Annotated in this window: 19 protein-coding genes and 1 pseudogene; 10 read left to right on the forward strand and 10 right to left on the reverse strand. The window is 66.0% G+C overall.

Annotated elements, in window-relative coordinates; translation table 11 throughout:
• The first annotated feature begins 25 nt into the window (after nt 1–25).
• Nucleotides 26–994, forward strand: a complete 969-nt coding sequence (locus CR105_RS23440; protein ID WP_099792759.1) for a M14 family metallopeptidase — start codon at nt 26–28, stop codon at nt 992–994.
• An 18-nt stretch (nt 995–1,012) separates the two neighbouring features.
• Here the strand turns inward: CR105_RS23440 and CR105_RS23445 are convergent, their stop codons facing one another.
• Both CR105_RS23445 and CR105_RS23450 read right to left on the reverse strand, forming a co-directional pair.
• A complete protein-coding gene (locus CR105_RS23445) occupies nt 1,013–1,294 on the reverse strand; it encodes a lipid-A-disaccharide synthase N-terminal domain-containing protein (RefSeq protein WP_099792761.1) in 282 nt (93 codons plus the stop codon).
• Between the two features lie 51 nt (nt 1,295–1,345).
• Nucleotides 1,346–2,497, reverse strand: a complete 1,152-nt coding sequence (locus CR105_RS23450; RefSeq protein ID WP_099792763.1) for a glycosyltransferase family protein — start codon at nt 2,495–2,497, stop codon at nt 1,346–1,348.
• Nucleotides 2,498–2,763: 266 nt separating this feature from the next.
• On the opposite strand from CR105_RS23450, the gene CR105_RS23455 reads away from it, so the two are divergent.
• Nucleotides 2,764–3,543 (forward strand): substrate-binding periplasmic protein, encoded by a 780-nt coding sequence (locus CR105_RS23455; RefSeq protein WP_099792765.1) that lies wholly within the window; start codon nt 2,764–2,766, stop codon nt 3,541–3,543.
• Nucleotides 3,544–3,546: 3 nt separating this feature from the next.
• Here CR105_RS23455 and sugE read toward each other — a convergent pair whose 3' ends face one another.
• Nucleotides 3,547–3,867, reverse strand: coding sequence for a quaternary ammonium compound efflux SMR transporter SugE (sugE, locus tag CR105_RS23460; protein WP_099792844.1), 321 nt, complete (start codon nt 3,865–3,867; stop codon nt 3,547–3,549).
• 183 nt (nt 3,868–4,050) lie between these two features.
• Between sugE and CR105_RS23465 the strand changes: the two genes are divergently transcribed.
• The 4 genes and pseudogenes from CR105_RS23465 to CR105_RS23480 all read left to right on the forward strand — a co-directional run bounded on the left by CR105_RS23465 (nt 4,051) and on the right by CR105_RS23480 (nt 6,905).
• Nucleotides 4,051–4,944, forward strand: coding sequence for an EamA family transporter (locus tag CR105_RS23465; RefSeq protein WP_099792767.1), 894 nt, complete (start codon nt 4,051–4,053; stop codon nt 4,942–4,944).
• Nucleotides 4,945–4,986: 42 nt separating this feature from the next.
• Nucleotides 4,987–5,346 (forward strand): annotated as a pseudogene (locus CR105_RS23470) (DUF1304 domain-containing protein).
• A 194-nt stretch (nt 5,347–5,540) separates the two neighbouring features.
• A complete protein-coding gene (locus CR105_RS23475) occupies nt 5,541–5,837 on the forward strand; it encodes an ArsR/SmtB family transcription factor (protein ID WP_099792769.1) in 297 nt (98 codons plus the stop codon).
• Between the two features lie 9 nt (nt 5,838–5,846).
• The gene (locus CR105_RS23480) at nt 5,847–6,905 is read left to right on the forward strand and encodes an alkene reductase (protein WP_099792771.1); all 1,059 of its coding nucleotides are present in this window, start codon (nt 5,847–5,849) and stop codon (nt 6,903–6,905) included.
• 125 nt (nt 6,906–7,030) lie between these two features.
• Here CR105_RS23480 and CR105_RS23485 read toward each other — a convergent pair whose 3' ends face one another.
• Nucleotides 7,031–7,537: an SRPBCC family protein gene (locus CR105_RS23485; RefSeq protein WP_099792773.1), complete on the reverse strand. Its 507-nt coding sequence runs from the start codon at nt 7,535–7,537 to the stop codon at nt 7,031–7,033.
• The gene (locus tag CR105_RS23490) at nt 7,524–7,868 is read right to left on the reverse strand and encodes an ArsR/SmtB family transcription factor (RefSeq protein WP_099792775.1); all 345 of its coding nucleotides are present in this window, start codon (nt 7,866–7,868) and stop codon (nt 7,524–7,526) included. The genes CR105_RS23485 and CR105_RS23490 overlap by 14 nt, the downstream gene beginning before the upstream one ends.
• A 117-nt stretch (nt 7,869–7,985) precedes the next feature.
• Between CR105_RS23490 and pepN the strand changes: the two genes are divergently transcribed.
• Nucleotides 7,986–10,628 carry an aminopeptidase N gene (gene pepN, locus CR105_RS23495; RefSeq protein WP_099792777.1) on the forward strand — a complete coding sequence of 881 codons (2,643 nt, stop codon included), beginning with the start codon at nt 7,986–7,988 and terminating at the stop codon, nt 10,626–10,628.
• On the opposite strand, the gene CR105_RS23500 is transcribed toward pepN, so the two are convergent.
• On the reverse strand, nt 10,625–10,921 hold the full coding sequence (locus tag CR105_RS23500) for an alpha/beta fold hydrolase (protein WP_099792778.1): 297 nt from the start codon (nt 10,919–10,921) through the stop codon (nt 10,625–10,627). The genes pepN and CR105_RS23500 overlap by 4 nt on opposite strands.
• Nucleotides 10,922–11,025: 104 nt before the next feature.
• On the opposite strand from CR105_RS23500, the gene CR105_RS28510 reads away from it, so the two are divergent.
• On the forward strand, nt 11,026–11,472 hold the full coding sequence (locus CR105_RS28510; protein WP_131021768.1) for a hypothetical protein: 447 nt from the start codon (nt 11,026–11,028) through the stop codon (nt 11,470–11,472).
• On the opposite strand, the gene CR105_RS23510 is transcribed toward CR105_RS28510, so the two are convergent.
• Both CR105_RS23510 and CR105_RS23515 read right to left on the reverse strand, forming a co-directional pair.
• Nucleotides 11,444–12,826 carry a sensor histidine kinase gene (locus CR105_RS23510; RefSeq protein ID WP_099792782.1) on the reverse strand — a complete coding sequence of 461 codons (1,383 nt, stop codon included), beginning with the start codon at nt 12,824–12,826 and terminating at the stop codon, nt 11,444–11,446. The genes CR105_RS28510 and CR105_RS23510 overlap by 29 nt on opposite strands.
• On the reverse strand, nt 12,823–13,479 hold the full coding sequence (locus CR105_RS23515; protein ID WP_099792784.1) for a response regulator: 657 nt from the start codon (nt 13,477–13,479) through the stop codon (nt 12,823–12,825). The genes CR105_RS23510 and CR105_RS23515 overlap by 4 nt, the downstream gene beginning before the upstream one ends.
• Nucleotides 13,480–13,567: 88 nt before the next feature.
• On the opposite strand from CR105_RS23515, the gene CR105_RS23520 reads away from it, so the two are divergent.
• Complete coding sequence (locus CR105_RS23520) at nt 13,568–14,224, forward strand: DUF2306 domain-containing protein (RefSeq protein WP_099792786.1); 657 nt, start codon at nt 13,568–13,570, stop codon at nt 14,222–14,224.
• Here the strand turns inward: CR105_RS23520 and arsC are convergent.
• Nucleotides 14,206–14,631 (reverse strand): arsenate reductase (glutaredoxin), encoded by a 426-nt coding sequence (arsC, locus tag CR105_RS23525; protein ID WP_099792788.1) that lies wholly within the window; start codon nt 14,629–14,631, stop codon nt 14,206–14,208. The two genes, CR105_RS23520 and arsC, sit on opposite strands and share 19 nt — an antisense overlap.
• 170 nt (nt 14,632–14,801) lie before the next feature.
• Between arsC and CR105_RS23530 the strand changes: the two genes are divergently transcribed.
• Nucleotides 14,802–15,425, forward strand: coding sequence for a 1-acyl-sn-glycerol-3-phosphate acyltransferase (locus tag CR105_RS23530; RefSeq protein WP_099792790.1), 624 nt, complete (start codon nt 14,802–14,804; stop codon nt 15,423–15,425).
• Here the strand turns inward: CR105_RS23530 and ureG are convergent.
• On the reverse strand, nt 15,422–16,039 hold the full coding sequence (gene ureG / locus CR105_RS23535) for an urease accessory protein UreG (protein ID WP_099792792.1): 618 nt from the start codon (nt 16,037–16,039) through the stop codon (nt 15,422–15,424). The genes CR105_RS23530 and ureG overlap by 4 nt on opposite strands.
• Between the last annotated feature and the right edge of the window lie 7 nt (nt 16,040–16,046).

Genomic DNA, 16,046 nt, shown 5'->3' on the forward strand with positions numbered 1-16,046 from the left:
CCAATTTTTGAGGGATAGCCAAGCAATGACCACCGCACGCGACCTGCAGTTCAAATCGATCAACTACACCGGACTGGGCAAAGGTCCGCGCCTGATCATCACCGGCGCCGTCCATGGCAACGAAACGTGCGGCACCATGGCAATCCTACGCGTTATGGAAGAGATCGACAGCGGCAAGCTGCTGGTGGTCAATGGCAGCGTGACGTTCGTGCCGGTGACCAATCCCCTCGCCTACCGGCTGGTGCGCCGCTCGGGCGACCGCAACCTGAACCGCAACCTGTTCCCGAACGACAATCCGCAGGACTTCGAAGACCAGATCGCCAACTGGCTGTGCCCGCTGCTGGCGCAGCACGATGTGTTGCTCGACCTGCACTCGTTCAATGCCGACAGCGAGCCGTTCGTGATGATGGGGCCGCTCGACAACGACGGCCCGCTGCAGCCGTTCAAGCATGCCGCGAAAGAACGCGCGCTGGCGCGCCGGCTCGGCGTGCGACGCTTCGTCGACGGCTGGCTCGGCACTTACGGCGCTGGCGTGCAGCGCCGCATGAGCGACGCGTCGCAGCTCGAAACGGTGCTGCGCTATGGCGTCGGCACCACCGAATACATGCGCAGCACCGGCGGTTATGCGCTCACGCTCGAGTGCGGCCAGCACAACGATCCGGCCGCGCCCGAAGTGGCCTACCGCGCCATCAGGAACACGCTGGCGTTCCTGAACGTGATCGACGCGCCGGCGCCGGCGCCGGTGCCGGCCGACCAGGTCGAAGCGCTGTCGATGGTGGTGGTGCACGACAAGGCCGATCCGGCCGACGCGTTCGTGCGCACCTGGTCGAGTTTCGATGCGGTCAGCAAGGGCGACCAGATCGGCGTGCGCGCCGACGGCACCCCGGTGCTGTCCGAGCTGGACGGACGCATCCTGTTCCCCGACGTCAATGCAGGCGCGAACCAGGAGTGGTACTACCTGACCCAGCCCAATCCGCAGTTCGCGCGCGACTGACCGAACCGGTCGCGCCGCTCACGCCGCGGCGTCGCGCGCGGCCTGCTCGGCGCGGATCAGCATCACGTTGCGCAGGTAGATCGCCACGCCGAGCAGCTGGCCGGCGATGAACACCGGGTCGCGCCGGTGCACCGAATAGACCAGCAACACGACGGCGCCGGCGAGGCTGAAATACCAGAACGAGACCGGAATCACGCTTCGGTGCTGGCGTTCGCTGTGCAGCCACTGGATGACGAGGCGCAGCATGAACAGGCTCTGGCCGCCGAAGCCGACGGCCAGCCACAATAGTTCAGGGTCCATCGAATCCTCCTTTCGTTTGTCGTCGCACCAGCTGCGGACCCATTGTCAGCCTCAAGTTGCAAGCCTGACCAGCAGCACGCCGCCCTTGTGGTACAGCACTTCGAACGCGCCCAGCTCGCCGAGTTTGCTGCTACGGGTGAGCAATACCTCGCCCGGTCGCGGCGTTGTGGCGCTTTCGGTGATCTTGCCGCGGTAGACGCTGAAACTTGGCACATTGACGTGCCAGGTGCGCACCAGCAACCCGGCGTCGCGGGCAATCAACGCCGCTTCCTTCACCGGCCCCTGCTGCAGTTCGCCCAGCGCAGGCAGCAGCAGGCCGCCAACCGTGGCCGCGCACAGCAGGCCGCTCGCCACCAGTTTTTGCCACACCTGGTAGCGCGGCATCAACGCCAGCACCAGGCAGGCGAGCAGCGCTGTCGGCGCCGCCACCCGGTAGCCGAGACCGAATGCCTCGCGGCGCGTCAGCGCTTCGCGCAGGTATGGCTCGCCGATACCGGCGCCGAAGTATTGCAGCGCAGCCGGCAGCGCCACCACGGCGGCCAGCAGCAGGACCGGCGGTGCAAACGCCAGCGACCGCGACTGCAGCAGGCCGCACCGCATCGCCATCAGCACGAACAGCGGCGTCACACCATACAGCAGGTAGTGCGGCAGCTTGGTCGCCGCCAGCGAGAAGAACACCAGCACGAGCAGGAACCAGCACCACAGAAACGTGTCGAGCGGCCGGGCACGCAGCTGGCGCACGGCGGGCAGGATGCGCAGGAACAGGCCGCTGTACGGCAACAGCAGCAGCAGCAGCGCGGCCGGCACATAGTAGAAGGCATTGCCGCGGTGGCCCTGCAGCGGCGTCATGAATCGCTCGACGTTATGGTGCATGAAAAAGCCGGCGATAAAGGCGTCGCCCTGACGAAGGTGTTCGGTCACATACCAGGGCGCCGCCACCGCCAGCAGGATGCCCCAGCCGGCCGGGTCGAGCACGGCCTCGCGCCATTCGCGCAACTTGCCGTGCAGCGCGAACGCAATGGCGCTGACGGCGAACGGAATGAGCAGCGCCACCGGGCCTTTGGTCAGCACGCCTAGCGCAATCCATAGAAACGCGCGGCGGCTGTAGCGCTTGTGGGGCTGCTCCATGTAGCGGTAGATGTCGAACATCGCCAGCGCGAGGAACAGATTGAGCAAGGCATCGGCGCCGGCGGAGTCGTTCATTGGTATTCCAGTACATGAGGACAGGCGTGCCTTGGCAGGCAGATACCCCATGTTCTCCGTGTGTCGACTGGCACAGGCGATCCACGTCAAACGAACGCAGATATGGACAAAGTGCGGATTGCGGCGGCCGCGGGGGCACCCGCGGCTGCGTATCGGTCCACTGTTGCCTTCCGTCCTCACTTACCCGGTAGCAACAAGAAACGTAACTCTGTACATATGTTTCATGCGACAATCAGCTCATTGTGTTACCTAACTATCTACTAAAAATGAAAATTAGCGGAGACATCAAGCTCGGGCGCCTCGCCGGTTGGCTGGCCTGCGCCTTGCTGGCGGGCAAGGCCGCAGCCAGCGGGCAGATGACCGTGCAGATCATGGCGCAGGAGAGCATTCCGCCGAAGTGGCTGGTCGAGGGCGGCCCGCCGCAGGGCCTGTGCCCGGAGATCCTGGCGGCGATCGAACGGATCGAGCCGCGCCTGAAGTTCCAAGGCTTCGACCGCGGCCGGTCGTTGCTGGTAATCGAAAACGCGCTCGAAACGGGGCGCGTGGACGCCGCCTGCGGGCTGCTCGATTCGCCGCGCCGGCAAAGTGTAGCGATCCGCTCGCGCGTGACACTGTACGACGTCAGGCACCGGCTCGCCGCGGCGGCCGACGACCTGCAAGTGGTCAACAATTTCGATGACTTGGTGCGGCTCAAGCCGCTCGTCAACACCGCGCGCGGCTCGGCCTACATCCTGCAGCTCAAGGAGCGCGGCATCGCCGTCGACGACAGCACCGGCGACAGCATCGTCAACCTGCGCAAGATTTTGCACGGACACGGCCGCTACACGTACATGAACGAGCTGACCTTGCTGTACTTCATCCACGCCGGACGACTGGAAGACAAGGTGCGCATGCTGCCGGCCGTATTCAACGAAGAGCCGGTGTATTTCTGGGTCAGCCGCAAGGCCGATCCGGCGCTGGCGCCGATGATCGACCGCGCGCTGGCGCGGCTGAAGGCGAACGGCGAACTGGCGCGCATCTACGAGCGCTGGGCGCGGCCGCGGTAGAGCTCAGCCAGGCGTGAGCAGCTTCAGGCCGGCGATGCCGGCGACGATCAGCGCGATCGACAACAGGCGCAATGCACCGGCCGGCTCGCCGAGTACCGCCATGCCGACGATGGCGGTGCCGACCGTGCCGATGCCGGTCCAGACCGCGTAGGCGGTGCCGAGCGGCAGATGGCGCAAGGCCAGGCCCAGCAGCAGCACGCTGCCGGTCATCGCGACGACGGTAAACACCGACGGCCACAGCCGGGTGAAGCCGGCGGTCTGCTTCAGGCCAACGGCCCAGGCCACCTCCAGCAGGCCGGCTAAAAACAGAATGAACCAGCTCATGGCGAACTCCTTGATGTTGGCAGGGTCGTCCGTGCCGGGGTGAAAAAAGAACGCCAACTTAGCATGCGCGGCGAGCGGCGGTCAACCTGACGGCCGCGCCCGCCTGCAGCGACGGCCGATGTGGCCCATAATCGACAACCCGACCCCGACGTTGCCCCCAAGGATAGCTGCATGAAGCACACGATGACCGTTTCCGACATCTTCATCGCGCTCGGCGTGGTCATCATCTGGGGCGTCAATTTCGTGGTGATGAAGGTTGGCCTGCAAGACTTGCCGCCGATTCTGTTCTCCGCGCTGCGCTTCCTGTTTTCGGCGCTGCCGCTGGTGTTCTTCGTCAAGCGGCCGCAGCTGCCGCAGCTGCCGTGGCGGCTGCTGGCGATCTACGGCATGTTCCAGTTCGCATTTCAGTTCTCGTTGTTATTTACCGGACTCAAGCTTGGCATGCCGGCCGGCCTGGCGTCGCTGGTGGTCCAGTTGCAGGCATTCTTCACGATGGGACTGGCGGTGTTGGTGCTCGGCGAGCGGCCGAAGGCGGTGCAGTTGATGGGCGCACTCGTGGCATTTTGCGGCATGGCGCTGGTGGCGGTGCATCTGGAGGGCAAGGCCACCTTGATCGGCTTCGCGTGCGTGGTGCTGGCTGGCGGCTGCTGGGCGGTGGCCAACATCGCCACCAAAAAGATGGGCCAGGTCAGCGCGCTGTCGCTGGTGGTGTGGGCGTCGCTGCTGGCCACGCCGCCGTTGCTGACGCTGTCATGGATCGTCGAAGGCGCCGCCGCCTGGCAACTGGCGGTCGACCGGTTCAGCGGCAAGACCTTGATGACGCTGCTGTTCCAGGCCTACCCGAATACGCTGCTCGGCTTCGGCATCTGGTCGATGCTGATGCGAAAATATGCGACCGCGACGATCGCGCCGTTTACGTTGCTGGTGCCGATCGTCGGCATGCTCAGCGCGACGCTGCTGCTGGGCGAATCGCTGCAGTGGTGGAAGGTGGCGGCCGGCGTGCTGGTGCTCGGCGGCCTGGCGTTGAATCAGTTCGGCGCCCGGCTGTGGGCGATGGCGACCGCGGCCCGCTACTAATCAAGCTGTACACTAGGAACTCTTCCCATTCCGGAGTTCTCCATGGCCATTGGCGCCCAGGTACTGATTGCGTTGATCGCGCTGTTGCACGTGTATTTCGTGTTGCTCGAGACGGTACTGTTCAAGACGCGCGGGCGGCGCGTGTTCGGGCTCAGCGCCGAGAAGGCCGAGATGATGGCGCCGGCGATGTCGAACTAGGGTTGCTACAACGGCTTCCTGGTGGCCGCGCTAGTGCTGGGACTGCTGCATCCGGATGCGGCGGTGGCGCGCGCCTTCGCCGTGTTCGGCCTGGCGTGCGTGGCGGTGGCCGGCGTGTGGGGCGCGGCAACGGTCAAGCGCACCATCCTCTATATACAGGCGCTGCCGGCGGTAATCGCACTGGCCTTGCTTTTTCTCGCCTGATCGGCGGGAACCAAATCGGGGTCTGACCCCAAAATGTGCAGGAGCAATTGCGCTCGCGCTGCTTTATTTCGCCTGAGTTGCGGAACTAAATCGGGGTCTGACCCCGAAGGTGTAACGCGCCGGAAGCAGGGTTTGCGGATATATCGTAAGATGGCGATATTAGGTTCGCAGAAACCCGATACAAGGAGACTCAGTTGGACATCGATGCAATTCACAAGGCGCTGGCGAACCCGGTGCGGCGGCAGATTTTGTGCTGGCTGAAAGATCCGCACGAGCACTTCGCTCACCAGGATCACCCGCTCGACATCGGCGTCTGCGCCGGCCTGATCGATGCGCGTACCGGCCTGTCGCAGTCGACCGTGTCGGCCCACCTCGCCGCGCTGCAGCGCGCCGGGCTGGTCACGTCGCGCAAGGTCGGCCAGTGGATTTTTTATAAACGCAACGAGGAAACCATCCAGGCTTTCCTCACCCATATGCAAGACGGACTCTAGGAGCTTTACATGACGACATTATTTGACCCGATCACCATTGGCGACCTGCAACTGCCGAACCGCATCATCATGGCGCCGCTGACGCGCGCCCGCGCCATCGGCGGCGCCCGCGTGCCGAACGCGCTGATGGCGCAATACTATGTGCAGCGCGCCAGCGCCGGCCTGATCCTCGCGGAAGCGACCTCGGTCACCGCGCAAGGCGTCGGCTACGCTGACACGCCAGGCATCTGGTCGGACGAACAGGTCGAGGGCTGGAAGATCGTCACCGATGCGGTGCATCAGGCTGGCGGTCGGATCTTCCTGCAACTGTGGCACGTTGGCCGCATTTCCGATCCTGAGCTGCTCGGCGGCAATGCACCGGTTGCGCCGAGCGCGATCGCCGCCAACGGCCACGTCAGCCTGCTGCGCCCGATGCGTAGCTATGCCGTGCCACGCGCGCTGGCGACCGAGGAAATTGCCGGCGTCGTTGCCGCGTACCGCAAAGGCGCCGAGAACGCCAAGCTGGCCGGCTTCGACGGCGTGGAAATCCACGGCGCCAACGGTTACCTGCTCGACCAGTTCCTGCAAGACAGCACCAACAAGCGCACCGACAACTACGGCGGATCGATCGAGAACCGCGCCCGCCTGATGCTGGAAGTGACCGATGCGTGCATCGCCGTGTGGGGCGCGAACCGTGTCGGCATGCACCTGGCGCCACGCGCCGACGCGCACGACATGGGCGATTCGAGCCCGGCCGAAACGTTCGGCTACGTGGCGCGCGAACTGAAGCAGCGCGGCATCGCGTTCATCTGCGCGCGCGAAGCGATCGGCGACGACAGCATCGGCCCGCTGCTGAAGAAGGAATTCGGCGGCGTGTATATCGCTAACGAAAAGATGACGCGCGAGAGCGCCGAGCAGCTGATGAGTTCAGGCAAGGCCGATGCGGTCGCGTTCGGGCAGCTGTTCATTGCGAATCCGGATCTGCCGCGGCGCTTGAAGGACAATGCGGGCTTCAATGAGGTGCGCCCGCAGCTGTTTTATGGCTCCGGTCCTGAGGGCTACACGGACTATCCCGCCTTGGCTGCGTAACGCGTTATCACTGTGCCAAGTGGTAAGGGTTCCCGCCTCCGCGGGAACGACGACTCAGAGTCTGGTCGATCGCAAGGACCGTCGTACCCGCGCAGGCCGGTACCCCTACCACGCAAGAGCAGCGATCACGCCAACTTGGCCAGGTACTCCTCGTACTGGTCGTACATGCCGCCAAAGCCGCCCTGCATCGACGCATGCCCGGCCAGGAAATTGGCGCGCTCCAGCTCGGTCGCGTTGATCGGCGCCGACACCAGCTTCAGCACCGTCTTGCCACCCTCCTCCGTCAACGTCACCGTGATCAGCATCTCCATTGGCCAGTTCGGACTCATCGGATTTGGCGCGGCATTGCCGTCGGCGTCGGCAAAGCCGTTGACGTAGACAAGCCGCTCCGGCGCGACAAGCTCGCGGTAGACGAAGCGCCCCCACATATTCATCCCGCCCGGGAAATGCATGCAGTAGTGGAAGATGCCGCCTGGCTGCGGCTCATTTCTCGCCACTTCGATGCGGCAGCCTTTCGGTCCCCACCAGTGCCGCAGGTGATCGGTCTCCGTCATGGTCTTGAAGACCAGTTCGCGCGGTGCATTGAAGGTGCGGCTGATATGGAAATCCACATTGGCGTCAAGATTGATCATCTGCAGGCTCCTGTTGAAGTTGATGAAGATACGTGTCCAGCCGGTCGAGGCTGGCTTCCCAGTGTTCGCGGTAATCGTCGATCCAGCCGGAGGCCGCGCGCAGCGGCGCCGCTTCGAGCTTGCACGGGCGCCACTGCGCCTGGCGGCTGCGCGAGACCAGTCCGGCCCGCTCCAGCACGTGCAGATGCTTGGTCACGGCCGGCAGGCTGATGGCGAACGGCGCGGCCAGTTCGGTGACCGACACCTCGCCGTGCGCGAGCCGCGCAAGGATGGCGCGCCGGGTCGGGTCGGCAAGCGCCGCGAAGGTGATGCTGAGTTGGTCGCCGTCCATGTCAATACACTTATTTAACCAGATGGTAAAGTACTGCGATATACATATCAAGTCAAGATTTTCTTTCCAGTATTGCCGTGCTATTCTGCCGGGCTGCACCCCTCTCTAGGATACTTCGTGAACCCATTCGCTCCCCGCCTGCTCGCCGTCGCCATTGCCGCCATCGCCAGCGGCTCCGCCGTTGCAGCCAGCCTGCCGCCCCGTGCCGACAACACCTACCTGACGCAGGCGGAAGCGGCGGCCCGATCGGCCCGCGTGTCCAACGTCGACTACGTGCTCGACTTCGCGCTGACGGGGAAAGAAACCTTTAGCGGCACCAGCAAGATCAGTTTCGACCTGAGCGACACGTCGACCCCGCTGACCATCGACCTCAACAAGGCGACCATCAGCGCGCTGGTGGTCAACGGCAAGACGATGACGCCGCAGTACAACCAGTTCTTCATCACCTTGCAGCCGCAGGACCTGGTCAAGGGCCGCAACACCGTGGCGGTGACCTACCAGCGCCTGCACAGCACCAACGGCGAAGGCCTGCACCGCATGGTCGATCCGGTCGACGGCAAGGTCTACACGTATTCGCATTTCGAGCCGGCCGCCGCGCACCAGATGTTCGCGCTGTTCGACCAGCCGGACCTGAAGGCGACATTCCAGGTCAACGTCACGGCGCCGGCCGACTGGGTCGTCGTCTCGACCACGCGCGAGAGCGCGGTCAAGGATGATCCGGCCGGCCAGCGCTGGACGTTCCCGGCATCGAAGAAACTGAGCGCCTACAACTTCTCGCTGCACGCCGGCCCGTACAAGGTATGGGAAGACAACAGCGCCAAGTATCCGATGCGCCTGTTTGCGCGCCAGTCGGTGGCCGCGCAAGTCACGCCGGCGGACTGGTTCCGCTACACCAAGCAGGGCTTGGTGTTCTTCGACGAGTACTTCGGCATCCCTTACCAGTTCGAAAAATACGACCAGCTGCTGGTGCCTGATTTCCTGTACGGCGCGATGGAAAACGCCGGCGCCGTCACCTTCGGCGAGCGCGGCTTCCTGCACAAGGCCGAGATGACCGCCGCCCAGCGCCAGGGCCTGGCCTCGACCATCATGCACGAGATGGCGCACCAGTGGTTCGGCGACCTGGTGACGATGAAATGGTGGAACGGCCTGTGGCTGAACGAGAGCTTCGCGTCCTTCATGGGCACGCTGGGCCTGGCCGAGTCGACCGAATTCAAGAATGCGTGGCAGAGCTTCTATTCGGGCGCCAAGCAAGGCGCCTACTTTACCGACCAGTCGTTCGCGACCCATCCGATCGAAGTGCCGGTGGCGTCGACCGCGAACGCGTTCGACAACATCGACTCGATCACCTACGCCAAGGGCGCCTCGACCTTGATGCAGCTGCGCCACCTGCTCGGCGAAGACGTGTTCCGCAAGGGCGTGCACAACTACCTGGTCAAGTACGCCTACAAGAACGCGACCCTGGACGACTTCATCGGCAGCCTCGGCGAAGCGGCCGGGCGCGACCTCAGCAAGTGGACCCAGCAGTGGCTGTACAACGCCGGCGTCAACACGATCGCCGCCAAGTACAGCTGCGCGAACGGCAAGATCAACAATTTCACCTTGCAGCAAAGCGCGCCGAGCGCGGCCCTGCCGACCTTGCGCGAGCAGCGCGTCCAGGTGGCCACCTTCAAGGTCGAAGGCGGCAAGATGGTGCTCGGCAAGAACGTACCGGTCACCTACAACGGCGTCAGCACCAAGGTGCCGGGGCTGGTCGGCAGCGCCTGCCCTGACTTGGTGTATCCGAACTACCAGGACTGGGGCTTCGCCAAGGTGCAGCTCGACAAGCGTTCGTTCGCCACCGCGCAGGCCAGCCTGGCGTCGGTGGAAGACCCGCTGCTGCGCTCGATGCTGTGGCAGAGCCTGTGGGATGGCGTGCGCGACGGCCACCTGCCGCTCAACGAGTTCATCAAGACCGCGCTGGCGAATGCGTCGTCGGAAAAGGATTACACCCTGCTGGCCAATGTGCTCGGCATGATGTCGCAGTCGCGCCGCTACATCGAGATGATGCAGGCCGACCCGGCGTACGTGCGCAAGACCGGCGACGCGATGGAAGAGCAGGCGTGGGCCGCGGTGCAGGCGAACAAGGGCGACAGCAACTTCCAGCGCCGCTGGTTTGGCCATTACCTCGGCGTGTCGAGCAGCAAGATCGCGCTCGACCGCCTCGCCGCGCTGCTTGACGGCAAGCTCAAGGTCGAAGGGCTGAACATCAGCCAGGACGTGCGCTGGTCCATCATCGGCCGGCTCAACCGCTTCGACTATCCTGGCAGTGCCGAGCTGATCGTCGCCGAGCAGGCGCGCGACAAGTCCGACAGCGGCCAGGCCGCCGCGATTGCCGCGACCGTGGTCCGGCCCGATCCGCAGACCAAGGCCGAATGGCTGGCCAAGATCGAGGACCTGAAGACCACGCTGCCGTTTTCCAAGGTGCGCGTGGCGATGGGCAGCCTGTACCCGGTCGAGCAGACTGCGCTGAGCGAAGCGAGTGCCGCCACGCGCCTGGCGCGGCTACCGGCCATCGACAAGGCAGCCGGCCCGGTCTACATGCGCAGCTACGCGACGATGATCCCGGCCAGCTGCACGCCGGCCAGCGTGAAGCGGCTCGACACGGCCGTCGCGCAGTACAAGGACCTGTCGGCGTCGACCCGGCGCTCGCTGCTGACGACGCACCAGGAAGACCAGCGCTGCCTGATGATGAAGAAGGCGCTGACGGTGTCGAAGGGTTAAACGTTTGCAACACCGGGGTCATACCTAGGTCTGACCCCGGTGTTGCGCAAGAAGTCCACTACAGCGGCCCGCACTTCGTCGGGCCGTTCTTCATGGGGGATGTGGCGGCACTCCTCGAGCACCAGCAGTTCGGCGTGCGGCGCCTGGCGTTTCAGTTCGTCCAGCTGCTCCAGCGTGCCGAACTGGTCTTGCCTGCCCTGCACCGCCAGGGTCGGACAGCGGATGCTCGCCAGCGTGGCGCGGATATCCCAGTCGGCAAAATGCGGCCCCGTCCAGCAACCGCTCCAGCCCATGAACACGCCCTCGGGGTCGTCGTGCCGCCGCGCCAGCCAAGCGCGCAGCCGGCCGTCCGGCCACGCCGCGCATCATTAGTATCCGCTCGCGCGCGACCTGCTCGATGAACAAATGCGGCGCCAGCACGATGATGGCGCCGACTGCCTGCGGAAACGCGGCTGCGTACTGCAGCGCGATTGGTGCCGCCGTCGCCGTGGCCGAAGAGGATCGGCCTTTCCTTCTCGGCGTCGATGCCAAGCGCTTCGAACAGCGCCGGCAGATTCTGCGGCGCTTCGATGTCCAGATAGTCGGCGGTCCAGTCCTGGCGTGCGGGCCGCGCCTGCGAGTGGCCGTAGCCGTAGCGGGAAAACACCAGGCCGCGGCAATCGGCCGCTTTGCACAACTGCTGCGGCCAGTCGCCCCAGCCGCCCAGCGATCCGAGCGCTTCGTGCAGGAACACGAGCAGCGGCTCGCCGGCGCCGATGAGGGCCACTTCGAGCTCGATCGGACCGCCCGGTGGATTGATCTGAATGCGTTGCATGCTAACTCCTTTCTGCCGACGGCAAGTTGACGACGAAACCACAGCCTTTGCCGCCCAGGCCAGGCGTGAGCCGCACGACGCCATTCATGCGCGCCGCGGCCTGCCGCACGATGGCCAGGCCGAGGCCAGAGCCCACCGCCTGCTGCCCCGCGCCGCGGCGGAAGCGCTCGAATATGTGCGCGTGATCTTCCGGCGCGATGCCTGGACCGTCGTCGGACACGGTCAACGCCAGCGCCCCGGCCCGCGCGCGCAGGTCGACCAGCACCTGGCCGCCACTGCCGACGTACTCGACCGCGTTCGACACAAGGTTCTGCAAAATCGACTGCAGCGCGTGCACGTCGACGTGATGGACCAGCGTGTCGGGCGATTCGAGCGACAGGTCGACGCCGGCACGCATCGCCGCCGGCGCCAGCGAGGCCAGCTCCTGTCGCACCAGCTGGGCGACGTCGGTCGCCGTCGCCGTGGCCGCCGGCGCGCTGTCGGCCTGCGCCAGTGCCAGCAGCTGGCGGATCAGGCGCGAGGCGCGGCCGATGGCGCGGTCCATGTCGCGCTCGGCGCCGGCGCGCTGCTCGCCGGCCGGCGCTGTGGCCAGCACGTGCGCCTGAGCCGAAATCACGGCCAGCGGCGTGCGCAGTTCGTGCGCCGCGTCCTGCACGAAACCGCGCTCGGTTTCCATCTTGCTGCGCAGTTGCGCCAGCAGGCGGTCGATGCTCGAGGTGAGCGGCGTCAACTCGGCGTGCACCGCACTCACGCCGAGCGACTGCAGCTCGTCGGCGCCGCGCGCGGCAATCGTCTCGGACAACTGGCGCAACGGCCGCAATCCGCTCGACACTGCCAGCCATATCGCGCCCAGCACCAGCACGAACGACACCAGCAGATAAAAGCCCATGTCCCGGCTGATCCTGAGCAGCAGCGCGGCGGGGGCGAATTTTTCTTCGGCCAGCGCCACCGACCAGCGTGGCGAGGTGGCGCGGTAGACACGCCAGCTGCGCCCATCGGCAGCGACGTCGGCGGCCTGGCCGGCAAGCGGCGTCGTCCACGATGGGCCGGCGGAGCGATATAGCGGTGTGCCGGCGGCGTCCGACAGCACCATCAGCACGCCGGCCGGACGCTGTGCGCGCGGGTTCGCCAGTGCCGGCGCATCGCCGACCGACTGGTTCAGCATGCCGGCCACCGCGCCGGCCAGCATGCGCGCCTCGCCGGCCGTCGTGGCGCCGTCGAGCGACACCAGCAGGCGCTCGGCGCGCGCGCGCAGGCGGGCGTCGAGGCGGCCCTGGTCGGTCACCTGCCAATAGATGACGGCCAGATTGAGCGCGAAGATCAGGCCGAACGCCAGCATCAGCGCCAGCACCACGCGCCGCACCAGGGTCGGTTGCGCCCTCATGCGGCCAGCATGTAGCCGATGCCGCGCACGGTGCGGATGCGCTCCGCGCCGATCTTGCGGCGCAAATTCGAGACGTGCACTTCCAGCGCGCTGAAGTCGACGGCGTCGCCGAGCGGTTCCAGCCGCTGCGCCAGCACGCCTTTCGGCACCACCGTGCCGGGTGCGCGCGCCAGTTCGAGCATCAGGTGAAATTCGCGCGGCGACAGATCCAGTTCGCGGCCGTCGAGGCGGGCCAGGTAGCGGCGCGGCTCGATTTCGAGTGCGCCAATGCTCCAGCATTCGCTGGCCTGGCGCGCGTAGCGGCGCAGCACGGCGCGCAGGCGCGCCACCAGTTCGGCGGTGGCGAACGGCTTGATGATGAAGTCGTCGGCGCCGCCGTCGAGTCCGGCCAGGCGATCGTCCAGCCCGGAGCGGGCGGTGATGATCATGACCGGCAGCGCGACGCCGGCACGACGCCAGCGCGCCAGCAGGTCGAGGCCACTGCCGTCGGGCAGCGAAACGTCGAGCAGCGCGCAGTCGTAGTCGTCGTCGGCAAACGCGTGCGGCGCGTGGGCCACGCGGCGCCGCCACTCGCTGCTGATGCCTTCGGTCTTGAGCGCCTGCTGTAGCGCCGCGCCGAGATCCAGGTCGTCTTCGATGATCAGTATGTGCATCTGGCGAGTATATCGGTTTCAACCTTTGGGTAAGCCAAAGGTTCGCGTCCCTACAATCGGCTGCACCTGTCGAACCTGAGGAACATCAATGCAACCCACGCACCTGCTCAATGTAATCATCCACGTCGGCTGCGGCATCGCCGCGATGGCGGTCGGCTTTATCATCCTCGCCGGCGCCAAAGGAACCGCGCGGCACCGCCAGCTGGGCCGCCGCTTCGCCTGGCTCACGCTCGGCCTGTGCGCGTCGGCGGCGGCCGGCAATGTGCTGTTTCGCTTCATCCCCGTGTTCGCCATCCTCACCGTGCTGGTGCTGTACCAGTTCGCCGGCGGCTGGCGCGCGGTGTACACCAGGGAGCGCGGCCCGGCGCTGGTCGACGCCGCCATGACGGCGTGCGCCGCCACCTTCGCGTTCGCGCTGGCGCCCATCGTCATGCTCGCCGCCAGGGCCGATGGCTCGACCGCGGTGGTGTATTCGTCGCTGGGAGCGCTGGCGATGGTGATCGGCTACGACACGTGCCGCTGGTGGTTCCCGGCCCACTGGCACGCGACGCTGTGGCGCTACGAGCATGTCTACAAGACGGTCGCCTCGCTGTTCGGCATGCTGTCGGCGGCCAGCGGTAACCTGATCCGCGTCGGCCAGCCATGGTCGCAGCTGCTGCCGTCGGCGCTTGGCATCGCGATCATCGGCTGGATGTTCTGGCGGCTGTGGCGCGGCCAGCGGAGCGCTTACCGGGCAATGCGCTGACCGCTGGCGTCGATGACCGCCTCGCCGTCTTCCTTGCTGAACGCCGCAAGCTGCGGCAGCGGCAGGATGTCGAGCACCAATTCGGACGGCCGGCACAGGCGCACGCCTTGCGTGGTGACCACGAACGGGCGCTCGATCAGGATCGGATGCGCCAGCATGGCGTCGATCAGGGCGTCGTCGCCGAGCGCCGCGTTGTCCAGGCCTAGCTCGGCATACGCGGCTTCCTTGCGGCGGATGGCGCCGCGCACTGTGAGGCCGGCGGCGGCGATCATCGCCTTGAGCAGCGCGTGCGACGGCGGATTGGTCAGGTAGTCGATGACGGTCGGCTCGATGCCGGTGTTGCGGATCAGCGCCAGCGTGTTGCGCGAGGTACCGCAGCGGGCGTTGTGGTAAATCGTGATGTCCATACAAGTCCTGTCGTTCGGGTCAGCGAATCATACTATTAACCCGGTGCTGGCAGCTACACCGCGCGGCTACTTGCCGCTTCTCGGCGGGCGCTATAAAATGCCACGCGGAATCTTTTTCGCAATGTAAGCAATACACAAGAGAGCCTGTCCAGCAGGCCGATGGAGATTCGATGGACCAATATGCGCTGCGCCCGGCAGCACTTCCCACCTGCGGGCAGCGCGTGTCGCTGCGCCTGCTGCACCTGATCGGCTGGAAGGTGCGCTACAAGCCGCTGCCGGGCCCGCACGGCGTCATCGTCGTGTATCCGCACACGTCGAACTGGGATTTTCCGGTCGGCCTGCTGGCCAAGTGGGCGGTCGGACAGCCGTTCCGCTGGCTCGGCAAGGAGTCGCTGTTCAAGGGGATTCTCGGCGTCACGATGCGCGCCTGGGGCGGCATGCCGGTCGAACGCGGCGCCTCCACCGGCGCCACCTCGCGCCTGGCCGCGACGATGAAAGCGGCGCCGTGGTGCTGGATCGCCCTCGCGCCCGAGGGCACGCGCGGCCACCGCCCGCACTGGCGCAGCGGCTTTTATCACCTCGCGCTCACCGCCCGCGTGCCGCTGCTGCTGGTGTATATCGACTACCCGAACAAGCTGCTGTCGGTGGTCGACACGCTGGAGCTGACCGGCGACCAGCAGCGCGACATGGCCGCCATCGCCGCCGTCTACGACGGCCACCACGGCCTGCATCCGGAACTCGAAGCGCCGATCGTGCTGGCGCCGCCGCGCGTCGGCGCCGACACGGTCGGTTAGTACACGGCGTCGAGCAGGCCCTGCTCGCGGATGAACGCCATCACCTTGTCGACGCCTTCGCCGCTGCGCAGATTGGTGAACACGAACGGCCGCGCGCCGCGCTGGGCCGCGGCGTCGCGCGCCATCACGGCCAGGTCGGCGCCGACATGCGGCGCGAGGTCGGTCTTGTTGATGATCAGGAGGTCGGAACGGGTGATGCCGGGACCGCCCTTGCGTGGGATCTTCTCGCCGCCGGCGACGTCGATCACGTACAAGGTCAGGTCGGACAGCTCGGGACTGAAGGTGGCCGCGAGATTGTCGCCGCCGGACTCGATCAGGATCAGGTCCAGGTCCGGGAAGTCGGCCTGCATGCGCGCGATCGCTTCCAGGTTGATCGAGGCATCCTCGCGAATGGCCGTGTGCGGGCAGCCGCCGGTTTCCACTCCCATCAGCCGCTCGGGCGCCAGGGCGTTGGCGCGCACCAGGATGTCCATGTCCTCGCGCGTGTAGATGTCGTTGGTGATGACGGCCATGTCGTAGTCGTCGCGCATGCCCTTGCACAGCATCTCGCACAGCGCCGTCTTGCCGGAGCCGACCGGCCCGCCGATGCCGACCCGCAGTGGATTTGAACTCATCGTGTTC

Source organism: Massilia eurypsychrophila, assembly GCF_002760655.1.
GTDB lineage: Bacteria > Pseudomonadota > Gammaproteobacteria > Burkholderiales > Burkholderiaceae_D > JAFCUW01.